Here is a 16,139-nt window from a genome sequence, read left to right as displayed (position 1 = left end):
GATTATTTTTATTGTCATGAGGAGGTATCGTCAGCGCATCCAACGGTAGCGCTATTCCTAACGCATATGCGAGAGGTGTTTGGATTGCACCTCATCCATGAGAGATATCTCGATAGTGATGAAGGCAATGAATTAGCTAGGGATATCAATAAGACGCTGTATGCGTTTCTCAGAGAGTGTAATAGTCAGACGCACCGTAAGCGCCTCAAGAATCTTGAACGCGTTGAGAGCCGCAATCAGCTCAGTATAGCGACGTATGTTAATAGCCTATTCGACCAGCATGCCAAACTATTAGTCATCCGATTGGATATCGGATATCGCGAAGCCTATTACGACCAGTTAACGTTAGACCTCGTGACGAATGACCGGAATTGTTACCTTCGTCGAGTACAGAACAAATATCCCGCTCTGTTAGGCTATATCTGGAAACTGGAGTTCGGTGTTGATAGACGTTTCCATACCCACATTACGTTCATTTTTAATGGTGCTGTACACCAACAAGATATCTCGCTGGGTATTGCGCTGGGAGAGGTATGGGAAGATATGTCCGACAATAACGGGAGCTATTTCAACTGCCAAATCAGGCGGGAAGAATATCAACGACGGGGAACTGATGGGGTGGGGATGGTGCACTACAGCGATACAACCAAGCGCATAAACCTGATTAATGCGCTGAGTTATCTGACCAAGCTGGATACGCAAATATTGGCGGTATTGCCAGCTGGTCGTCGGACCTTCGGGCGTATGGAGAGACCATCACGCCAACCTCGCCTTGGCAGACCTAGGTTATTGTTCTGTCGGTCTGATTGAAAAGGAACTCAGATAGATATTATCAAGGGAGAGTAAACAGATATCGCTGTGAAGCTGCTTGGGAGCGCCATTACGGCCTCCCAAGTTATTGACCCTGGCATCGGGTGTCAGTCAGTCACAGATGCGCACTGCGAGCTGTTAAGGCGCCAATCGTGCCACCAGCTTATCTACCACCTCCAGCACCAGCGCTCTGTCCTCTGTATCGAGCTTAGCCAACTGTTGGCTGAGCACAATGCCTTGTTCGGTGGGGCGGTTGCTGGTCTCACGCAGGAAGTCTGCAAGCTCACAGCCAAACAGCTGAGCCAACTCTGCGAGCCGCACGACGGTCGGCACCACGAGACCTCGCTCCATTCGGGAGACGGCTTCCATCCCTATCTTTAAGTGCTCAGCCACTTGCTCCTGAGTCAGCCCCGCCTGCTGGCGTTGGCGTCCAATCGCTTTGCCCACGCTCTTGGCCAGCGCTTCAGAGTTGATGTTTTCCATAAGTCCTCCAGTCAACCCTTATAGTTGACTATGGACTTTTATTGACATTAAGGACCCTTTGCGATGAGGATCACCCCATTAGATCTAATTCATTGAAATAGTCACCCCAACATCGAAAGGAGTTCGACACGACCTAACCTCAACCCATCCCCTTGGTGGCATTTGGCTATCAGCCTGCACCACCATTAACCCATTACGTTTACACCCGTTAGCCCGACAGGCTCGCCTCGTCGGTCAGGCATCCCTTTGCCATTTTTATTAAGGAGAGATCATGAATCGCACACTGCTTTATCCCTTGCTGCTGGCCTGTGGCCTATCACTGAGTGCCTGCAATGCAGAGTCTGCCGATGGCCCAGAATTCACTCTGGAAGTGGAGTACACCGCTATTGGGCGGCCTCAGATAGTCGTCACCTCGCTCAACGATCAAGTCACCATTCAAAAAGTGCTGATCAATGGCGGCAAGAGTAAATGCCGGGTGATGCTGCGCAGTGACTTGATGGGGTCGGTGGGAGGAACCTATTTCCCACTCAAGCTCAATTACACCGAAAGCTGGCGGCTGGTCATGACCGAGCCGTGCCGATTGAGGGAGGTCACCCTCTTCACCAATCTGGGCGATGCCTCTTACACCATTGAATAAGTCGTCTGGAGAGTGACATGACAGAAAAGATCAAACTGGCACTGTGGTGCACATGGTTAATGTTGCTTGCCTTACCGGCCTGGGCTGCGCCTGAATTCACGGTGCCAACGGTCACTAAACGGGTACCGGCCAACGTTGAAGGCACCCTCAATTTCGCCAGCATGCAGTTTTGGATAGAGACCTCGAAAGGGGAACGCATCATGCTGATGCCGCTGGATGAAGATGAGCCAAGGCTCATACCCAGGGTCAGCCAGCCGGTTGCCCTGAACGGTTTTATGCTCACCTATTCAGATGGCAGTCGTTACTTCGAGCCCTCCTTTGCACCTGCGTCAGCTGCATCAAGTACCACATCATTTACCATCGTGAAAAATGGTGATGACAACATCGAGCTCCGGTATGGGGATGAGGTGCTGCTGCGCACCGATGAATATGACGCCATCACGCTCACGCACCGATTGCCGCTGGCCAACGGGCAGGCGGTCTTGTTTGAGCTGCACAGTGGCGGTGTGGCATGCCCGGTGCTCTACCAGTTGGCTGTCGCCCAGACGGGGGCGCTGACCATGCTTTCACAACCCTTTGGTACCTGCAGCGATGAAGGCAAGCTGACCCCCGAACCCAACGGTTTCATCCTCGACCTGCCCGGCAATCCTCGTCAGCGCTGGGTATGGGATACCAACAGCTTGACGCTGCGCAAGCAGTCCTGACCACCAGCCACCACACATTCACCACCTTCAGGGCACCTTCGGGTGCCCTCTGTTTTATGCCGCATGTTATTTAAGGAACGGTTCATGCCATTACCACAATCAGGGGACCACCTCGTTTCCCCCCGCACCGGTTACCAGCACCACGGTCTCTATCTGGGGGACCATCTGGTCATCCACTACCAGGGGGTCAGTGCCGGAACACAGTCCGGTCAGATAGCTATCACCACGCTTGCCGAGTTTAGCCAAGGGAGGGGCTATCGCATCCAGCACCATAGCGCACGAGCTTTCAATCGGGAGGAGAGTATCGACCGCGCTTACTCCCGTCTTGGGGAGGCGCACTACAGCACGCTCTTTAACAACTGCGAGCACTTCGTGCTCTGGTGCATCGAGGGCTTTCACTACAGCAAGCAGATTAATCAGCTGATTGCCACGGGGTGTATCGCACATCAGGCACTTCGCAGCGTGGCACATCAGCCGACCCTAGCAGCCCTGCCAGGCAGGGCCACCAGCACGGTACTGAACCCGTCAGCAACGACCGTGGTGACCGCGGCAGTCGGGGCGTTGCTGGGGAGCTCGGTCACCTCGCTGGCGGCGCCCTTGGCCGCCACCTACAGCCTCTACCGCGCCTGGCGCTGGTTCAGGGATTAACGCGTCTCACATTCGATACGAAAGGACACACCATGATGACCATGCCATTTCAGTTGGCAGGGATGGCCCTGCCGATTTCACCCGAATTACCTGACTTGCTGCGCAGCGTCGTGCGGGCACAACAGCTCGACCTCACCGACCTCTCGACCCTGACCTTCAACTTTCGCAGCCCCGGCTACAGCGCTGAAACGGGTGGCGTCCATCCGGTAGAACTGCGGCTTATTCGGGGATTGCACGGCTGGGTCTTCGATTACATCACCGACTTCAGTTACCAGGGGCTAGGCCAGGATGCCGAGCTCTGCAAGGAGCTCGACTTCAACCTCTCCTGTGACGAGCACTATCTGCTGGGCTGGGGACCACTGCCCGACGAGGAAGCGCGGGAGCTGTTCGCCCTATGGCAGCGCAATTTCATTAGCTACGCCCAGTTAGGATATTTCACTGTCACGGTCAGCGGGGAGTAGGAGGTGTGTGATGACTAACGAACTGCCGCTCTCCCACACCTCGCGCCTGTGGCTGGGGCTGGTCGCAGGCAAGGCCAAGATACAACCGAGCCACAGTGGCCAGTGCTGGTTACTACACCTCACTCCTGATAACCCCCATGCCCGCACCGTGACGCTGCATCTGTGCTGGTCTGGCGTGCAGTGGCAACTGATCTCCCTCACCAATGCCGAGGATTGGCACACCATGAGCCAGACCGTGGATGAAATCTGCGTGGACCCTAAGCGTCGTTGTTTCTGGCGCAGCCAAGCAGGACCGGTTTCTCTCAGCGAGCAACCCCGAGTGTTGGCAAGTTTCCTGGCTGATCTGCAGCGCACCTGTACTCATCACGGTTATCGTGTGGAGAGTGACCCCTTACCCCAAGAGGAGGCTCGCGATGCCCAAACATCCGATAGCCGTTGAGCTAGAAGCCATCAACCGAGAGGGGGAAACGCAGGTGGTGCGTGACAGTAGCCTGACGGTTCAGGGCTACAGCGTCTACCTGCGGGCGGCAGAGGCCAGTGGCCTTGCCCTGGCCACCTGGGTTGCTGACTACGACACCATAGGTCCAGCTTACGTACTGGCCGAACGCTTGAGCCTGGCGCTGGCCATCCCGCTCACCGTGCTGGTCCCCGGACCACTAATGCCGATTAAGCAGGAACCCACCACCAGGGAAGGCGTCACCACTACGGCCCACTGAACTACCCTCAAATTGAACCAACAACACCTCTGCATTTAGCCCCGGTATGCCTCGCGCTGCCGGGGTTTTGTTTATTTGGAGAATTCCACTATGCGTTACCACAAACTCAAAGCCGGGGAATGCCCCGGCACTTATGTCGTCACCGAACCGGTGACCGAGCAAGACCTGCTGCGCATCGCCAATCAGATTGCCCGCAAGCGTCTGGCCAAAGGTACCGCCATCACCAGTACTACCGAGGCCGCCGAGCGGCTGCAAACCCTGCTACAAGACCGGGAGCATGAAGTGTTTGGCGCACTGTTCCTCGACTCCCAGCATCGTGTCTTAGCCTTTGAAGAGCTGTTTCGTGGCACCCTCGACAGCGCCAGCATCTACCCACGGGAAGTGGTCAAGCGTGCCCTACTACTCAACTGTGGGGCCATCATCGCGGTGCACAATCACCCCAGCGGTGACCCAGAACCCAGCCAATCTGACCGGGTCTTTACCCAAGCCCTCAAAGAGGCCTTGGCCCTGGTCGATGTCCGGTTGCTCGACCATCTGGTGGTCGGCGCTGAGGGCGTGGTCTCCCTTAAAGAGAGGGACCTGCTATGAACCCCATCCCCGGTAAAACACACCTCACCAACATCGATATCCTCATCGAGTTGCGCTGTTGGCTGGCTGACAACGTCGAGATGCAGGCAGAGCCCACCATCGTGGCTCACCTGCCTAACGGCTACCTGCTCACCCAGGCCGACTGTATCGAGGCCATTGATGCGTTGCTCTATCAGCTACGCCATTAGTCGCGCCAAGAAGAGACAAACACCATGCGATTACCTAACCCCTATACCCTTGAGGAAACCCTCGAGAAGCTGCGCCATGGCCTGACAGTCGCCAGCAACGAAGATGCACTGACGTTGCTGGAGAAGGCCGTCACCAAGGCTCGTGATGACGAGGCCTATGCCAAGCAGTTTGAAGAGACCTTGCTGCGGGGATCCACCATCGAGATACGCGAGTGTCTCAGCTGCTTTGGCGACTACGTCGAACGCTCCCGAGACGCACCGCCCTATTACCCGCACCACGACGCCGTCAACGGCATTGATTGTGCGCTCTACACCATCCTGTTTGATGCGGCTCTCCCCGACACACTCCAGGATCACCAATAACGAACCGTCGATCGCCCAATAACATGCAGATCACGTTTCCACCCGATCACCCGAATCATCAAACCAGGATCATCAGGTCCCACACCATGATCCGGATATCCCGACATTACCCCAAGACCACCTCACCGAAGGTGGCCTTTTGCATTTTAAGGAACCATGCCCATGTCTGCCTTCATGATCGACCGCAAGGACTACCTGGCCTTTGCCGTTCAGTTGCACCGCTTTTGCAATGCCCCCATGCCACCGCACTACACCCTTGAGCTGCTGCGCACCCTCTGGTGGTTCCCGCCAGCAGACACGACCAGTACCTGGACGTGGCGGGTAGACCGGCTGGTACGGCTGATGATGCTCGCCAATCGGCGGGCTGTCTGGCATCGCTATCAGCTGGGGCGTCAGCAGGAGCAAAAAGAACCACGCCAGCACCGCTCGACCAAGCAGGGACCGCTTAAACCAGCCCACCGTTACAATCAGGCATCACTCACCGATGCCGAACTGGTTGCCCTCTACAAATTCACCTGCTGCGCCCTGTACCAGTCGAGTGAATGGAGTGGGAGTCCCGAGCAGGCACCCCGGCTAGTGAAGGTACTACAGCAGTTGCAGCAAGCGCTGGCGCAAGACGTGCTGACCCGGCTGTCACTGTGGGAGCAAGCCCCCTGGGGAGAGATGTAATGAACCTTTCCATCACCCTGACAGTGACAAGCTCACCACCGAGCTCAACCGCCCAGATAGCCCAGCGTATCGCCGATGACATGGCACACCTGCATCACCGTCTAGGGGATGGGGTCAGCGATGAACTGGGCATCAGCATCAGTTACCTGGTCGAACAATTTGCGCAGCTGGCAGCGGCTTACCGTTTACCTGCAGAAAGGGAGAAACAACCATGATCGAATTCAACGATAGCTTCACTCAGGTCGCAGTCGCTCAGGCCATGAGTGCACATGGCGATTTGCATAGGCTCATTACCTATCAGCTCACCTTCCCGAAGTGGGCTCACGACTATGACGAGACCGGCAAGCGCACTGGCCCCGACAAGATCAAGCCCATGCCAACGATGCACAAGACCTCGCTGTTCGCGAGTCCACTGGACATGGTGGACAACCTGCCCCGCGAGATTAACTTTGCGTGGTGGGAGCGTGAGTGCAACGACCTCGGCTATCCCGTTGGGGAGTGGAGACGCACCATTGTGGGTGCCTACTTCAACCACGGCACCAACGACAACCCAAACTGGAGCAGCCACACATGAGCATCTTCGAACACATGACATGGGGACTGGGTACCCCGAACCTGCCCAAGCTGGGGGCTCGAGCCATTCTGCAACGTGGTTATGTTGATTTCCTGGGCGACCGTGCCGGTATGTACGGCGAGCCAGACGAGGCGTGGCGGGCCGAGTGCGACACAGTGCTGCCGCACTTCCTGCGTGAGTTAACCAAAATGGCCAAGGCATACCAGATATGCACCGACATGGACGAGGTGTTTCGCCTTGAACACAAGGGCTGGGTGTGTGAAGCCAGTCCGAGGCGCAGCTACGGCTACCTCTACCTCGACATCTACCACCCCGCTAACTAGCGGGGTGTTTGTTTCAAGGAGAAGTATCATGAACAAGTTCTATCACGTGGGCACACTGGCCCACCGTGACGTCACCACCCTGCTGCACACGCTGACGCACAATGCAGCCGCCAATGCCGAGGGGATCCTCAACTACGTGGGCAGCAAGCTGAACCCCTACGACCCGCGCAAAGAGAAGGCCAAGGCACGGCACACATTGCGCCGGGTCAAGAAGGCTCTGAAGGTAGGGCGTATCCCGCTTGAGCTCACCGTGACGGGTTGCCGCATCGACCGTGGCAGCCATCAGGCAGACCGTTACTACTACGACCGGACGCTGCTGGCCCAGGGCTGGCAACAATACGATACCGAGGAAGACGCTTGGTACTTCGGCATCTGGATTAACACCGAGAAGCTGGAGACCTTGACCTACGCAGAAGGGGATACCAGTCATGTGATTGCACCGAACGTCGAGGCGTTTCGTGCCGAACTGGCGCGGCTCTACCAGTACCACCCGCAAGCCCCGGCGTTTATCAGCATCGACCCGGAAGCGGGCATTGTAACCTGCCACTTTGAAGCCAAACCGGAGGTGTGAGATGGCAAAAAACATCACCATCAAGGTACCCGGCAAACATCCGCAAACTGGCGAGCTCACCACCTTTGAGCTCAAGGGCCAGCGCATGGATATCGACATCGGCGGCCAGGCTGTGCCCTTCCTCATTCACGGGAGGGGGATAGGGACGTCGCTCACCCATATCCCGAGCGGCTATCGCATCGCGCTGCTCGGCGGCTGGCTCACCGCTCGTTACGCAATCCCCGAGAATAAGCCCAGCAGAACAGACTGCGCCCGGATGGCCATAGACCGACTGGTGGCCCAGTACGGCTCGCAACACCTGCTAGACCGTCTCAATTGCAAGCAGGTTATCAATCAACAGTAACCACCGCCCAGACGACAACAAGGAGCGATGCAATGACCAACACCCTACCAACAATGCCTGCCCTACAGGTCGGCTATACAGTGATGAAAATGCTGGATGTCGCCATGAGCACCATCGTGGGCGATTACGATGACGCAGACCTGGTACCAGAATGGCAATGGGTCAAGCGTATGGCCTCCCATGAACATGTCGGTGTGAAGGATGACTCCGCCTACGAATATATGTTGAACCTGGCCTTGGAGCTCGATGCCTACCCGCCAACGTTACAGCCCTTGCTCGCAGCAGCAACGCAAGCCGGGGTGAGCTACATCCTGTTTTACAACGACTAGCCACTGCGTCTGCCACTGCGGCCCGGCAGCTTTCTGTAGCCTCGGCACCAACAGACACGACAGCCCAGCACCGCTTATCCACAAACAGCATAAAGGGCCAGCCCTCACAGGCTGGCCCTTTGCATCATTGGAGTCACTGAACATGACCCGTCTTATCACTGGACTTGAGGTGCATCGCTATGCCCCCGAGCTAAACAAACTGCATCTGCGCAACCGGCAGACGTTACCAGCCCCCGGTATCACCACCATCAAAGAGGCCAAAGCCCGCCTGTTTAGGCGTTGGCAGCCAGGGCATCAGGTGACCATCACCGTAAGTCACCCTGACTACGTCAATCTCTCCCGGCTCTACCTAGGGCGACTGACAAGCCTGACAGACCTCCCCGAGCACCTGGCCAGACTACGCCAGCGCCACAACGTGCCAGGCACTATCATCCACACCCAATTGAGGTATCGCTAATCATGACCACGACTACTACCAACACCAATAAGCCGCATCCTGCAGTGCCAGAGCAACCCACCCAGATTTTTGCGCAGTGGGGCTTGCCCCATACCGTGACGCCGCGCTTTGGTGCTCGTCTTATTCAGGAGCATCACCGACTGCACTTTTTGTCTGACCGAGCCTCATTGATTGGCGAATGGGCAGAGGAGGCAATAAACCGGCTTGAAGCCGCCTTCCCGGCCATCATCAAGGAACTGGAAAGCAAACTGCTGACCGGCGAGCTGGATGCCCGCTGTCAGCAACGTATCACCGTCCATCACAGCGGCTTTACCTGCGAAGCCGATACCTTGGGCAGCCAGGGGTATGTCTATATCGCGATTTACGCTGCACAGAGCACGGACGCCTAATAAATGACTTATCAGCGCTGTTAGTTGAGATTCTTGTCGGGATCAATCAGCAGGATACGCCAACTTTCTCTATCCCCTCATACGCTATAACTCACTGAGCTGTTCCCCAGTCATGCTACTGGCCTGTAGGCGGCACTCTGGTGCTATTCTTATGGAACAGCCCCGTTTCGGGTGGTAGAGTAGGCGTGAATCAAATATGAGCAATCTAGTACGGGACTCTATGCCGCAACTTCTCCTAGACGCCAACAAGGTCATTGAAACATTCCATGACCTTGAAGTGACCGCAACCAACGAGGCTATCTACCATGCCTTGGTGGGGCATGGTCACGTTCAGGATATTGCCGGTGAGCTGGGGCTGCCTCTGACGCCGGGATACCGCCTGATCTGCGTGACAACCCGACTAGACAAAGAGAAGTTCGAGATTGCCCTGGTAAATGACCACCTCAAGCAGGTTGTCTACTACAACCAGGTGATCATCGTTCACTACAAAGACCTCAAGTGCCGACCGGCCACGCAACAGCGCGTGTGGCGCTCCACCGACTTCCAACACAAGGCGGTGCTGCGTGACCTGCCAACCGCGGTGTTCTTCGGCTACATCTTGAAGCGCTACGATGTGATCCTGAGCGACAACCTCCAGACCGGCGAAGGTATGCACTTCTGGAAGGCTCGCATGTCAGAGGCGCTGTATCGCGGCCTCTACGTCTATCACTATGAAGTGCTCAAGGCGGAGCTGCACCAGATCCTTTCTCAGGACGCGCTGAACTCCCTATCAGATACGATATGGGGGAATACAGGCGGGCACGAATGGCAGCTGGCCATCATCTCCTGCAAGCCATTGCCATACCCCGTAGAGATCTCAGCACTATAGACCTCTAGCAACCATAAAGAGGGGCCGCCAATCAGTGCAGCCCCTCTTATTTTCCCCGCTAGGCGCCTGAAACAGACGCATAAAGCTCACAATTCAACCTCATTCAGCCTCGGTTGGCTTCATGTGACGTATTGTATCTCCTCCCAGCATGGAGATATTCAATGAGAAATGTGGCAAGGAAAGGCGACCCAACCAGCACTGGCGGGCCGTTAGCGCTGCAGGGCGATTATGTCTCTTGCGGCTGCCCACCCATGAGCAACACGATAATCCCCGCCCAGGGGACGACCGTCGGCGACAATCAAGGGCCCTGGGCGAGAGCAGCAAGCGCCCCAGTAGAGCTACCTGCGCCAAACCCCGCCAGTTCGCCGGCGACCCCTCTTGTCCCCCTGGTTGACCCCGCGGAACATCGGATCGGCATCTTCTTTGATGGCACCCAGAACAACCGGTACAACAGCCAACTCAGGGAGCAGTGTGAAGAGGCAAGCGAAGCGGCCTGCAAATCCATAGAGAAGCTGATAGGGACTGAATCTTCATACGACGGCGGCCCAACCAACATTGCCCGGCTGCATCAAGCCTATACCGGCTCAGCAATCTACATCGAGGGGATCGGTACTGCTGCCGGCAAGGCTGACACGAAGCTCGATATGGCCCTGGGGATCGGCGCAACTGGCGTCATAGCCAGGTCAGAGGAAGGCCTCTCCAAGATCAGCACCATGATCGCCAGCCTCCCCGCTGGCCCAGTAGCTGTGGATGTCTTCGGCTTTAGCCGGGGCGCTGCAGCTGCGCGACATTTCGTGAACATTCTTCTGGAATCGAACCTGGGGCGCTAGGTGCGCGTCGCATTCGTTGGCCTCTTCGATACCGGGGCAGCCATAGGCCTGGACACCAGCAATGACGACAATGCACCAGTTCGCCTCTACATTGCTCCCGGGGCCGCGGAGAAGGTAGTCCAGCTCGCCGCCAAGGACGAGTACCGGCTCAATTTTGCGCTTAACTCCGTACAGCCAGACCACACGGAACTCCCGCTATTCGGTACTCATAGCGACGTTGGCGGCGGGTATCTGGACCAAGTTGAGAAGACGCCAATCATGCGCCCCTATGATGCCATCCTGAAATTTGGTGATGACGCAGCCTATAAGAGATTCCAGGCTGCAGCCAACGCCAGGCTCCAGGAGGAAGCTATCCCCCTATACAAGGGATATGCGAAAGACAGCAGCCAGATAAAACCGACCATCAGCTCTTTCTCCGTCGTATCCAAGAGCGACGCGCCAATGGTGGGCTATGTGGCCAACGCGATCATGACGCGCACGGTCAAACCTGAACTGCAGCTGCTCGCCGGCCACCTTATGCAGACAATAGCACAGGAAAGCGGGTCGCCGCTCCCCCCCCCTGTCTGAGCCGGTTCGCGGGGCGCTGGCCTTCTTGTTCGACCAGTACCTGGGTCTGTGGCATGGAGGCGGTGACCTCAAACTGTCCAAGGAGCAAAACGAGATGCTGATGACGGAGTATGTCCACTGCTCCGATAACTGGACGCCGCTCGGCCCCCTCTACGTGAACGCCCCCGCCCCTGGTAGGGTTCGTCGCATCTACCAGCAATCACCAGGGAAGTGACCTTATGAAGCGAATAGTCATTGTCCTAGCCCTCCCCCTCGCACTTGCAGCGTGTGGCGATACCCAGGAGAAGAAACAGCCCCGTAAGCCGCCAGAGGAACGGGTGATCAGTGAGCCGACTCATGGATTTGGCGTCCTTTTTGGCAAGCCAAACCCCGATTACACACCGCCAGGGAGGCTAGTTGATAGCCCGGACTTTAAAGTGACTCTCCCAGAGGACCGCTGGGAAGAGGTCACTATCAGCAAAAAAGAGGGCAAGCCAAGCGCGGCGGTAGGTGTAGATAAGTGAGAGCTCGCTGGGCTGTCACTCTCCTGGCTCGCTGATGAGGTATATGGAGCAAGTCAGCGCCGATGTTGCTGACATGAGGGCGATAGAGGTCACCGGACAGATGAAAGGATAGGTGCCAAACGCCAAGAGATGGGCGCCAGGACAGGAGAGCTTAGAAGATCAGACGATGGCCAGCTCAGCCGGAACAGCAGTCTACGCGGGAAGCTCCACCGGCTATGCTGGCGGCACTGTAGGTGGGTCTTTGGGAGGGGCGTATGAACCGAAAAACCGTTAAGAGGATCATCATTGCGCTCGCCGTTGTTGGAATGGAGGCCGCGTTCGGCTATGCCTATCTATGCGGCGCCTTGACCGTGACATATGGCCTATCTCTCCCCAGCGCCGACCTAACACAGGCAGAGTTTGAGCAAGTCCTGTACCTGTCTCGGCTGCCATGGGTACCGTTCGTTGCCTTCCATGTCTTTCTGGTTGTGCTGTACCTATCCGGGCGATTTCTCGATAAGCGCAGCGGCGAGCAATAACAAAGGGCGCCAGTTCGGCGCCTTTCTTCATGGTCACACGCGGCCAGCTCGGCGCTTGGCAATCGCCCCTTCATGGGCAAATATGTCTCTGCAGTAGCGCATCACCATCACCTCACTCGACCTGCGGCCAGCCTTCATGATCTGCAGGGCGTTGTAGCCGTCAGCAGCCAGATCTTGAGCAGGCCCCTACCGCGCGGAGTGACCCGACCGCGGCTGCCCCCCTGCTTGTCCAGGCCCAGCCCCTTATACGCCCTGGCAAACACACGCGCTATCGTCTTGGTAATAGGGATCGTCAAGATCGCCAGCCATCCGGCTGCATGGCGATTTGTTTGAGCTTGACATGCGCCAGCTCGACTTCTCGGAGCAGTTTCAAGACAAAAAGTAGAGTTTTATTAACAGCAACCATTAAGGTTAATCAATGTATAATTTTGCTTTCTATCTTTAATTTGGAGTGAACTGATGCGCAACACCACCCTGCTTGGCTTGGGTTTACTAGTAGCAGCTAATGCATATGCTGACTTGGGAGACATTCCCAAAGAGTCAGGCTGGTCTGGCTTCCTGCTGGGAGGCGTCAACACGCTCAATTATAAATCCAACTTTTATAGTGGTGATGACAATAAAGAGCACATTGATAGCTTAGGTAACGCCGACAGTAACTCTACCTTCTCACCACTGTTCAATGCCGACATTCGCTACACCTTCGCTGATACCCGGACCCAAGTTTTTTTGGGGAACCTGATCCAGGATGCCATTCGCTTCGACTTCACCCAGCAACTGGGTATTCGTCAGGAGATGAGTGATAAAGGGATCGTGGCAGGTTCCGTGGTGTTCAACGCGATGCCGATTGAACAGTGGAGCGATCCGTTTGCCGTCGGAGTAGGGCGCCAATCCACCGATATCAAATCCAAAGGTGTTCGGTTTGCCTGGGACAAGATCTGGGGGAGTAACTTCTACGGTAGCCTCACCACACGTAACATCGAGGTTGATGAAGAACGTAGTGGTAGTCAATTTGATGCAGCGACAGCAGCCAAGCTGGATCGCAACGGGAAAATACATGCAATGGAGTTATCTTACCAGTGGCATTTCACCCCTGGGTACCTTCTGGAACCGGCATTTATCTACCGGCAAGCGGACCTCGATGGCAGCGCCAAGAGCTACGAGAGCACTGCTATGCAATTGACCTTTGCCAAGCATGCTTCTCAGTGGTCGTTTGTCAGCAACGTCTATGTGGGCCAGACCAAATATGATGAGGCAAATCCTATCTTCAATCAGCAGGCTGACTCGGACGAATTTGCTGTCAATGGCACCTTCTTCTGGCATCGACTCTTTGGGATTGCCCCCCTTTCAGCAACGTTGACAGCTGGCTATGCCAAATCTGACTCCGAGATTAGTTTCTATGATACCGAGTCGACCGTATTCAGCACTGGCCTGCTCTACAATTTCTGACAATAGCAGTGCACAACAAGAAAATGGCCGCCCTTTTTGGTACGGCCATTTTCCATCAATTAGAAAAATGGACATCATATCCAGACGTGAGGAGCCCTTATGAGATAGCCCGGTAAGCTGGGCCATCCCTTTATCTTTCCGAGGCAAATTTGGCACATTCCTGTTCCTAAGTAATACCGTTGGATCCCTGCTTGAGCCCACAATTAGCTAACTTTACTTTCCCTTTTTCTGAGATGGCACTCTGTAGAGTGCTACCTAAAGTCATTGAGTAATAACCTGCAAGAAACGATCATTGCCAAAAGTGTGATTTAGTCCTCGTAATTTAGTACTTATTTGTCAGTTATAGGTTGATATTCCGTCACGCGTCCCTGATATAACATGTTGCGTTCACCTACAAGAGAACGTGCATTTTTTCTTAAAAACAGGAGATTCATACGTGCCTAACTACGTAATCAACAAAAATTCGCAGTCAAACGGCGATCATGAAATTCATAACACGACCAGCGGTTGCTCGTTTATGCCAAACCCGGAAAACCGGATAGACTTGGGTTACCATGACTCTTGCCATGGTGCGGTTATTGCGGCGAAAGCTCAGTGGCCAAACAACAAAATCAACGGTTGCTACTACTGCTGTAATGCCTGCCATACAAGCTGATAACGGAACACTAATCCAAAAGCCCTGCGGGGCTTTTTTATCACAACTAAAAGTAAGCACCCAACGAAGACCGTATTGGCATGCGCTACAGTTTATTCAATAGGTAGATCAATATTTCATGGCCAGAACTCACATCACCTATTTACCAACCAATCGACTGTTCAGATAAATAATGAAGAGGAAAATTTGTAAACATATGAGCAATGCCACCGGCAAAGCTCTTGATTTGCTGACACACCAAGGTTCTTCGCCCCAAGAAGATATTTGTCATCTTAATCACGCCCAATCCCACGCAGTCATAGCCAGCAACGCATAGAATTCACGTCTCTGGATAGAGAAAGTAACGCAGAAGCGACGATTCAGCGCTTTGGAAACTCTTGCTGCACGTCTTAATAACCAAACCAGGCTTTCCAGAAGAACCCTATAGCCCCAAACCTATTGGTGAAAACTTGCTGTTTCTCTCTCCTGTAGAGCCATGACCCGCTATGGCGATGCCCGTATTGGAACCGCTCACGACAATGATGGTGAGAAAGCCGCCTTGTGCTTGGCTCTCTTCCCTACCTTCATTACTGATGCGATTGCCTTATACCAAAAAATGAGCGACCGCAATGGGGCCGATCGCCGAAGTAGATCTAAGCCTGGTCCAGTTTGCGGAGTTAATTGACTGTTATCTCCTTCACTTCCAGCATGGGCGTTTGGTTCACGGGTCAAAGGAACAGCCCTCCCTTATTCGGACCTTGACCTGATTACTTTCAGCACTCCGGACCAAGAACCTGCTCTATCAGCACTCAGAGAGGTGCTAGAGGAAAGCTGCTTGCCCTTTCGGGTAGATCTGCTGGTGTGGGATGCCATCCCCGCCAGTTTTAAGACCAATATTGAGCAGAATTTGCTGTGTTGTCTAAATGCAGGAGATCATAGGCACGAACGCATGTCATCGAGCTCGGATAACGATAAAGCACACCACGCTGACAGGGGAACATGCTTGCCACCGTTTGAGAGCCCGAGTGATAACAACGAATTGGATGAGCTGGAAACACTGCTTGAGCACCACGGTAGTGACCACAGTATTATCTCCATGTCGATGCTCGATGGCTTTTTAACTGCGGTGGTCTCTGGCCCCCATCTCATTATGCCGAGCATCTGGCTCCACGCGATCTGGGGTGATGAGCAGGATCAACCCGAGTGGCAAAGCGAAGCTGAGCTGGAGCGCTTTATCGATCTGGTGATGCGCCACAGCAACGACATTGCGACCACCCTGACCTATGCGCCTGAAGACTATTTCCCAGTGGCGCCGGAGTTTGAACGACACGGTGAGTGGGTTCCTCTGATCCACGACTGGTGTGGTGGTTACCTGGGAGGTCTTGAGCTAGCGCCATGGCCCACACTGCCCGCACCTGAAGCTGCCGCACTGGCGATGATAGCTGAACCGCTGGAGAAGATGCCTACATCGCTCGAAGCGCTCAGCAATGAACACCTGCAAGAACAAGCCACTAAAGCCC

Annotated in this window: 28 protein-coding genes; 27 read left to right on the top strand and 1 reads right to left on the bottom strand. The window is 55.1% G+C overall.

The features are described from left to right. Positions 1–810, top strand: an 810-nt coding sequence (locus tag OKC27_RS21040; protein WP_270806664.1) for a YagK/YfjJ domain-containing protein, incomplete at its 5' end; no start/stop codon positions are given. 138 nt (positions 811–948) lie between these two features. Here OKC27_RS21040 and OKC27_RS21035 read toward each other — a convergent pair. Beyond that, on the bottom strand, positions 949–1,293 hold the full coding sequence (locus OKC27_RS21035; protein WP_270806663.1) for a helix-turn-helix domain-containing protein: 345 nt from the start codon (positions 1,291–1,293) through the stop codon (positions 949–951). A gap of 271 nt (positions 1,294–1,564) precedes the next feature. On the opposite strand from OKC27_RS21035, the gene OKC27_RS21030 reads away from it, so the two are divergent. From OKC27_RS21030 to OKC27_RS20905, 26 genes are all read left to right on the top strand, one after another. Next, on the top strand, positions 1,565–1,930 hold the full coding sequence (locus tag OKC27_RS21030) for a hypothetical protein (RefSeq protein ID WP_024946096.1): 366 nt from the start codon (positions 1,565–1,567) through the stop codon (positions 1,928–1,930). Between the two features lie 17 nt (positions 1,931–1,947). Continuing rightward, complete coding sequence (locus tag OKC27_RS21025; RefSeq protein ID WP_024946095.1) at positions 1,948–2,634, top strand: hypothetical protein; 687 nt, start codon at positions 1,948–1,950, stop codon at positions 2,632–2,634. Between the two features lie 84 nt (positions 2,635–2,718). After that, positions 2,719–3,282, top strand: a complete 564-nt coding sequence (locus tag OKC27_RS21020) for a lecithin retinol acyltransferase family protein (RefSeq protein ID WP_024946094.1) — start codon at positions 2,719–2,721, stop codon at positions 3,280–3,282. Positions 3,283–3,317: 35 nt separating this feature from the next. After that, positions 3,318–3,743 carry a DUF2787 family protein gene (locus tag OKC27_RS21015; protein ID WP_024946093.1) on the top strand — a complete coding sequence of 142 codons (426 nt, stop codon included), beginning with the start codon at positions 3,318–3,320 and terminating at the stop codon, positions 3,741–3,743. Between the two features lie 10 nt (positions 3,744–3,753). Next, positions 3,754–4,182 (top strand): hypothetical protein, encoded by a 429-nt coding sequence (locus OKC27_RS21010; RefSeq protein ID WP_219143001.1) that lies wholly within the window; start codon positions 3,754–3,756, stop codon positions 4,180–4,182. After that, the gene (locus OKC27_RS21005) at positions 4,157–4,459 is read left to right on the top strand and encodes a hypothetical protein (RefSeq protein ID WP_024945011.1); all 303 of its coding nucleotides are present in this window, start codon (positions 4,157–4,159) and stop codon (positions 4,457–4,459) included. Before OKC27_RS21010 ends, OKC27_RS21005 begins: the two co-directional genes overlap by 26 nt. 90 nt (positions 4,460–4,549) lie before the next feature. Beyond that, positions 4,550–5,047, top strand: a complete 498-nt coding sequence (gene radC / locus OKC27_RS21000; RefSeq protein WP_024945010.1) for a RadC family protein — start codon at positions 4,550–4,552, stop codon at positions 5,045–5,047. Beyond that, positions 5,044–5,235, top strand: coding sequence for a hypothetical protein (locus OKC27_RS20995; protein WP_024945009.1), 192 nt, complete (start codon positions 5,044–5,046; stop codon positions 5,233–5,235). Before radC ends, OKC27_RS20995 begins: the two co-directional genes overlap by 4 nt. Before the next feature lie 24 nt (positions 5,236–5,259). Then, positions 5,260–5,598: a hypothetical protein gene (locus OKC27_RS20990; protein ID WP_024945008.1), complete on the top strand. Its 339-nt coding sequence runs from the start codon at positions 5,260–5,262 to the stop codon at positions 5,596–5,598. A gap of 162 nt (positions 5,599–5,760) precedes the next feature. After that, positions 5,761–6,267 (top strand): hypothetical protein, encoded by a 507-nt coding sequence (locus OKC27_RS20985; protein WP_024945007.1) that lies wholly within the window; start codon positions 5,761–5,763, stop codon positions 6,265–6,267. Next, positions 6,267–6,482 carry a hypothetical protein gene (locus OKC27_RS20980; RefSeq protein WP_024945006.1) on the top strand — a complete coding sequence of 72 codons (216 nt, stop codon included), beginning with the start codon at positions 6,267–6,269 and terminating at the stop codon, positions 6,480–6,482. Before OKC27_RS20985 ends, OKC27_RS20980 begins: the two co-directional genes overlap by 1 nt. Then, positions 6,479–6,841: a hypothetical protein gene (locus OKC27_RS20975; RefSeq protein WP_024945005.1), complete on the top strand. Its 363-nt coding sequence runs from the start codon at positions 6,479–6,481 to the stop codon at positions 6,839–6,841. Before OKC27_RS20980 ends, OKC27_RS20975 begins: the two co-directional genes overlap by 4 nt. Beyond that, positions 6,838–7,164 carry a type IV toxin-antitoxin system YeeU family antitoxin gene (locus tag OKC27_RS20970; protein WP_021229634.1) on the top strand — a complete coding sequence of 109 codons (327 nt, stop codon included), beginning with the start codon at positions 6,838–6,840 and terminating at the stop codon, positions 7,162–7,164. Before OKC27_RS20975 ends, OKC27_RS20970 begins: the two co-directional genes overlap by 4 nt. A 28-nt stretch (positions 7,165–7,192) precedes the next feature. Then, on the top strand, positions 7,193–7,735 hold the full coding sequence (locus OKC27_RS20965) for a hypothetical protein (protein WP_024945004.1): 543 nt from the start codon (positions 7,193–7,195) through the stop codon (positions 7,733–7,735). Position 7,736: 1 nt separating this feature from the next. Beyond that, entirely contained in the window at positions 7,737–8,078 is a 342-nt protein-coding gene (locus OKC27_RS20960) for a hypothetical protein (protein WP_024945003.1), read from the top strand. A 32-nt stretch (positions 8,079–8,110) separates the two neighbouring features. Next, positions 8,111–8,407: a hypothetical protein gene (locus OKC27_RS20955; protein WP_024945002.1), complete on the top strand. Its 297-nt coding sequence runs from the start codon at positions 8,111–8,113 to the stop codon at positions 8,405–8,407. A gap of 142 nt (positions 8,408–8,549) precedes the next feature. Beyond that, positions 8,550–8,864, top strand: a complete 315-nt coding sequence (locus tag OKC27_RS20950; protein WP_024945001.1) for a hypothetical protein — start codon at positions 8,550–8,552, stop codon at positions 8,862–8,864. 2 nt (positions 8,865–8,866) lie between these two features. After that, positions 8,867–9,253, top strand: a complete 387-nt coding sequence (locus OKC27_RS20945) for a type IV toxin-antitoxin system YeeU family antitoxin (protein WP_024945000.1) — start codon at positions 8,867–8,869, stop codon at positions 9,251–9,253. 220 nt (positions 9,254–9,473) lie between these two features. Beyond that, positions 9,474–10,121, top strand: a complete 648-nt coding sequence (locus tag OKC27_RS20940) for a hypothetical protein (protein WP_024944999.1) — start codon at positions 9,474–9,476, stop codon at positions 10,119–10,121. Positions 10,122–10,372: 251 nt separating this feature from the next. After that, positions 10,373–10,951 (top strand): DUF2235 domain-containing protein, encoded by a 579-nt coding sequence (locus OKC27_RS20935; protein WP_232093595.1) that lies wholly within the window; start codon positions 10,373–10,375, stop codon positions 10,949–10,951. Continuing rightward, on the top strand, positions 10,952–11,518 hold the full coding sequence (locus tag OKC27_RS20930; RefSeq protein WP_051505337.1) for a DUF2235 domain-containing protein: 567 nt from the start codon (positions 10,952–10,954) through the stop codon (positions 11,516–11,518). Positions 11,519–11,543: 25 nt separating this feature from the next. Further along, positions 11,544–11,732 (top strand): hypothetical protein, encoded by a 189-nt coding sequence (locus tag OKC27_RS20925; RefSeq protein ID WP_232093594.1) that lies wholly within the window; start codon positions 11,544–11,546, stop codon positions 11,730–11,732. 4 nt (positions 11,733–11,736) lie between these two features. Further along, positions 11,737–12,021, top strand: coding sequence for a hypothetical protein (locus OKC27_RS20920; protein WP_024944998.1), 285 nt, complete (start codon positions 11,737–11,739; stop codon positions 12,019–12,021). A gap of 254 nt (positions 12,022–12,275) precedes the next feature. After that, positions 12,276–12,539 (top strand): hypothetical protein, encoded by a 264-nt coding sequence (locus tag OKC27_RS20915; RefSeq protein WP_024944997.1) that lies wholly within the window; start codon positions 12,276–12,278, stop codon positions 12,537–12,539. Positions 12,540–12,998: 459 nt separating this feature from the next. After that, entirely contained in the window at positions 12,999–13,985 is a 987-nt protein-coding gene (locus OKC27_RS20910) for a DUF2860 family protein (RefSeq protein ID WP_182938617.1), read from the top strand. 1,319 nt (positions 13,986–15,304) lie between these two features. Next, the coding region (locus tag OKC27_RS20905; RefSeq protein WP_333563353.1) for a UPF0149 family protein at positions 15,305–16,139 on the top strand (835 nt) is incomplete at its 3' end.

Origin of the sequence: Aeromonas sp. QDB62 (assembly GCF_027705695.1) — a bacterium.
Taxonomy (GTDB): domain Bacteria; phylum Pseudomonadota; class Gammaproteobacteria; order Enterobacterales; family Aeromonadaceae; genus Aeromonas; species Aeromonas allosaccharophila.
The sequence above is the reverse complement of the archived record's forward strand: the minus strand, read 5'-3'. Positions and strand labels throughout refer to the sequence as shown.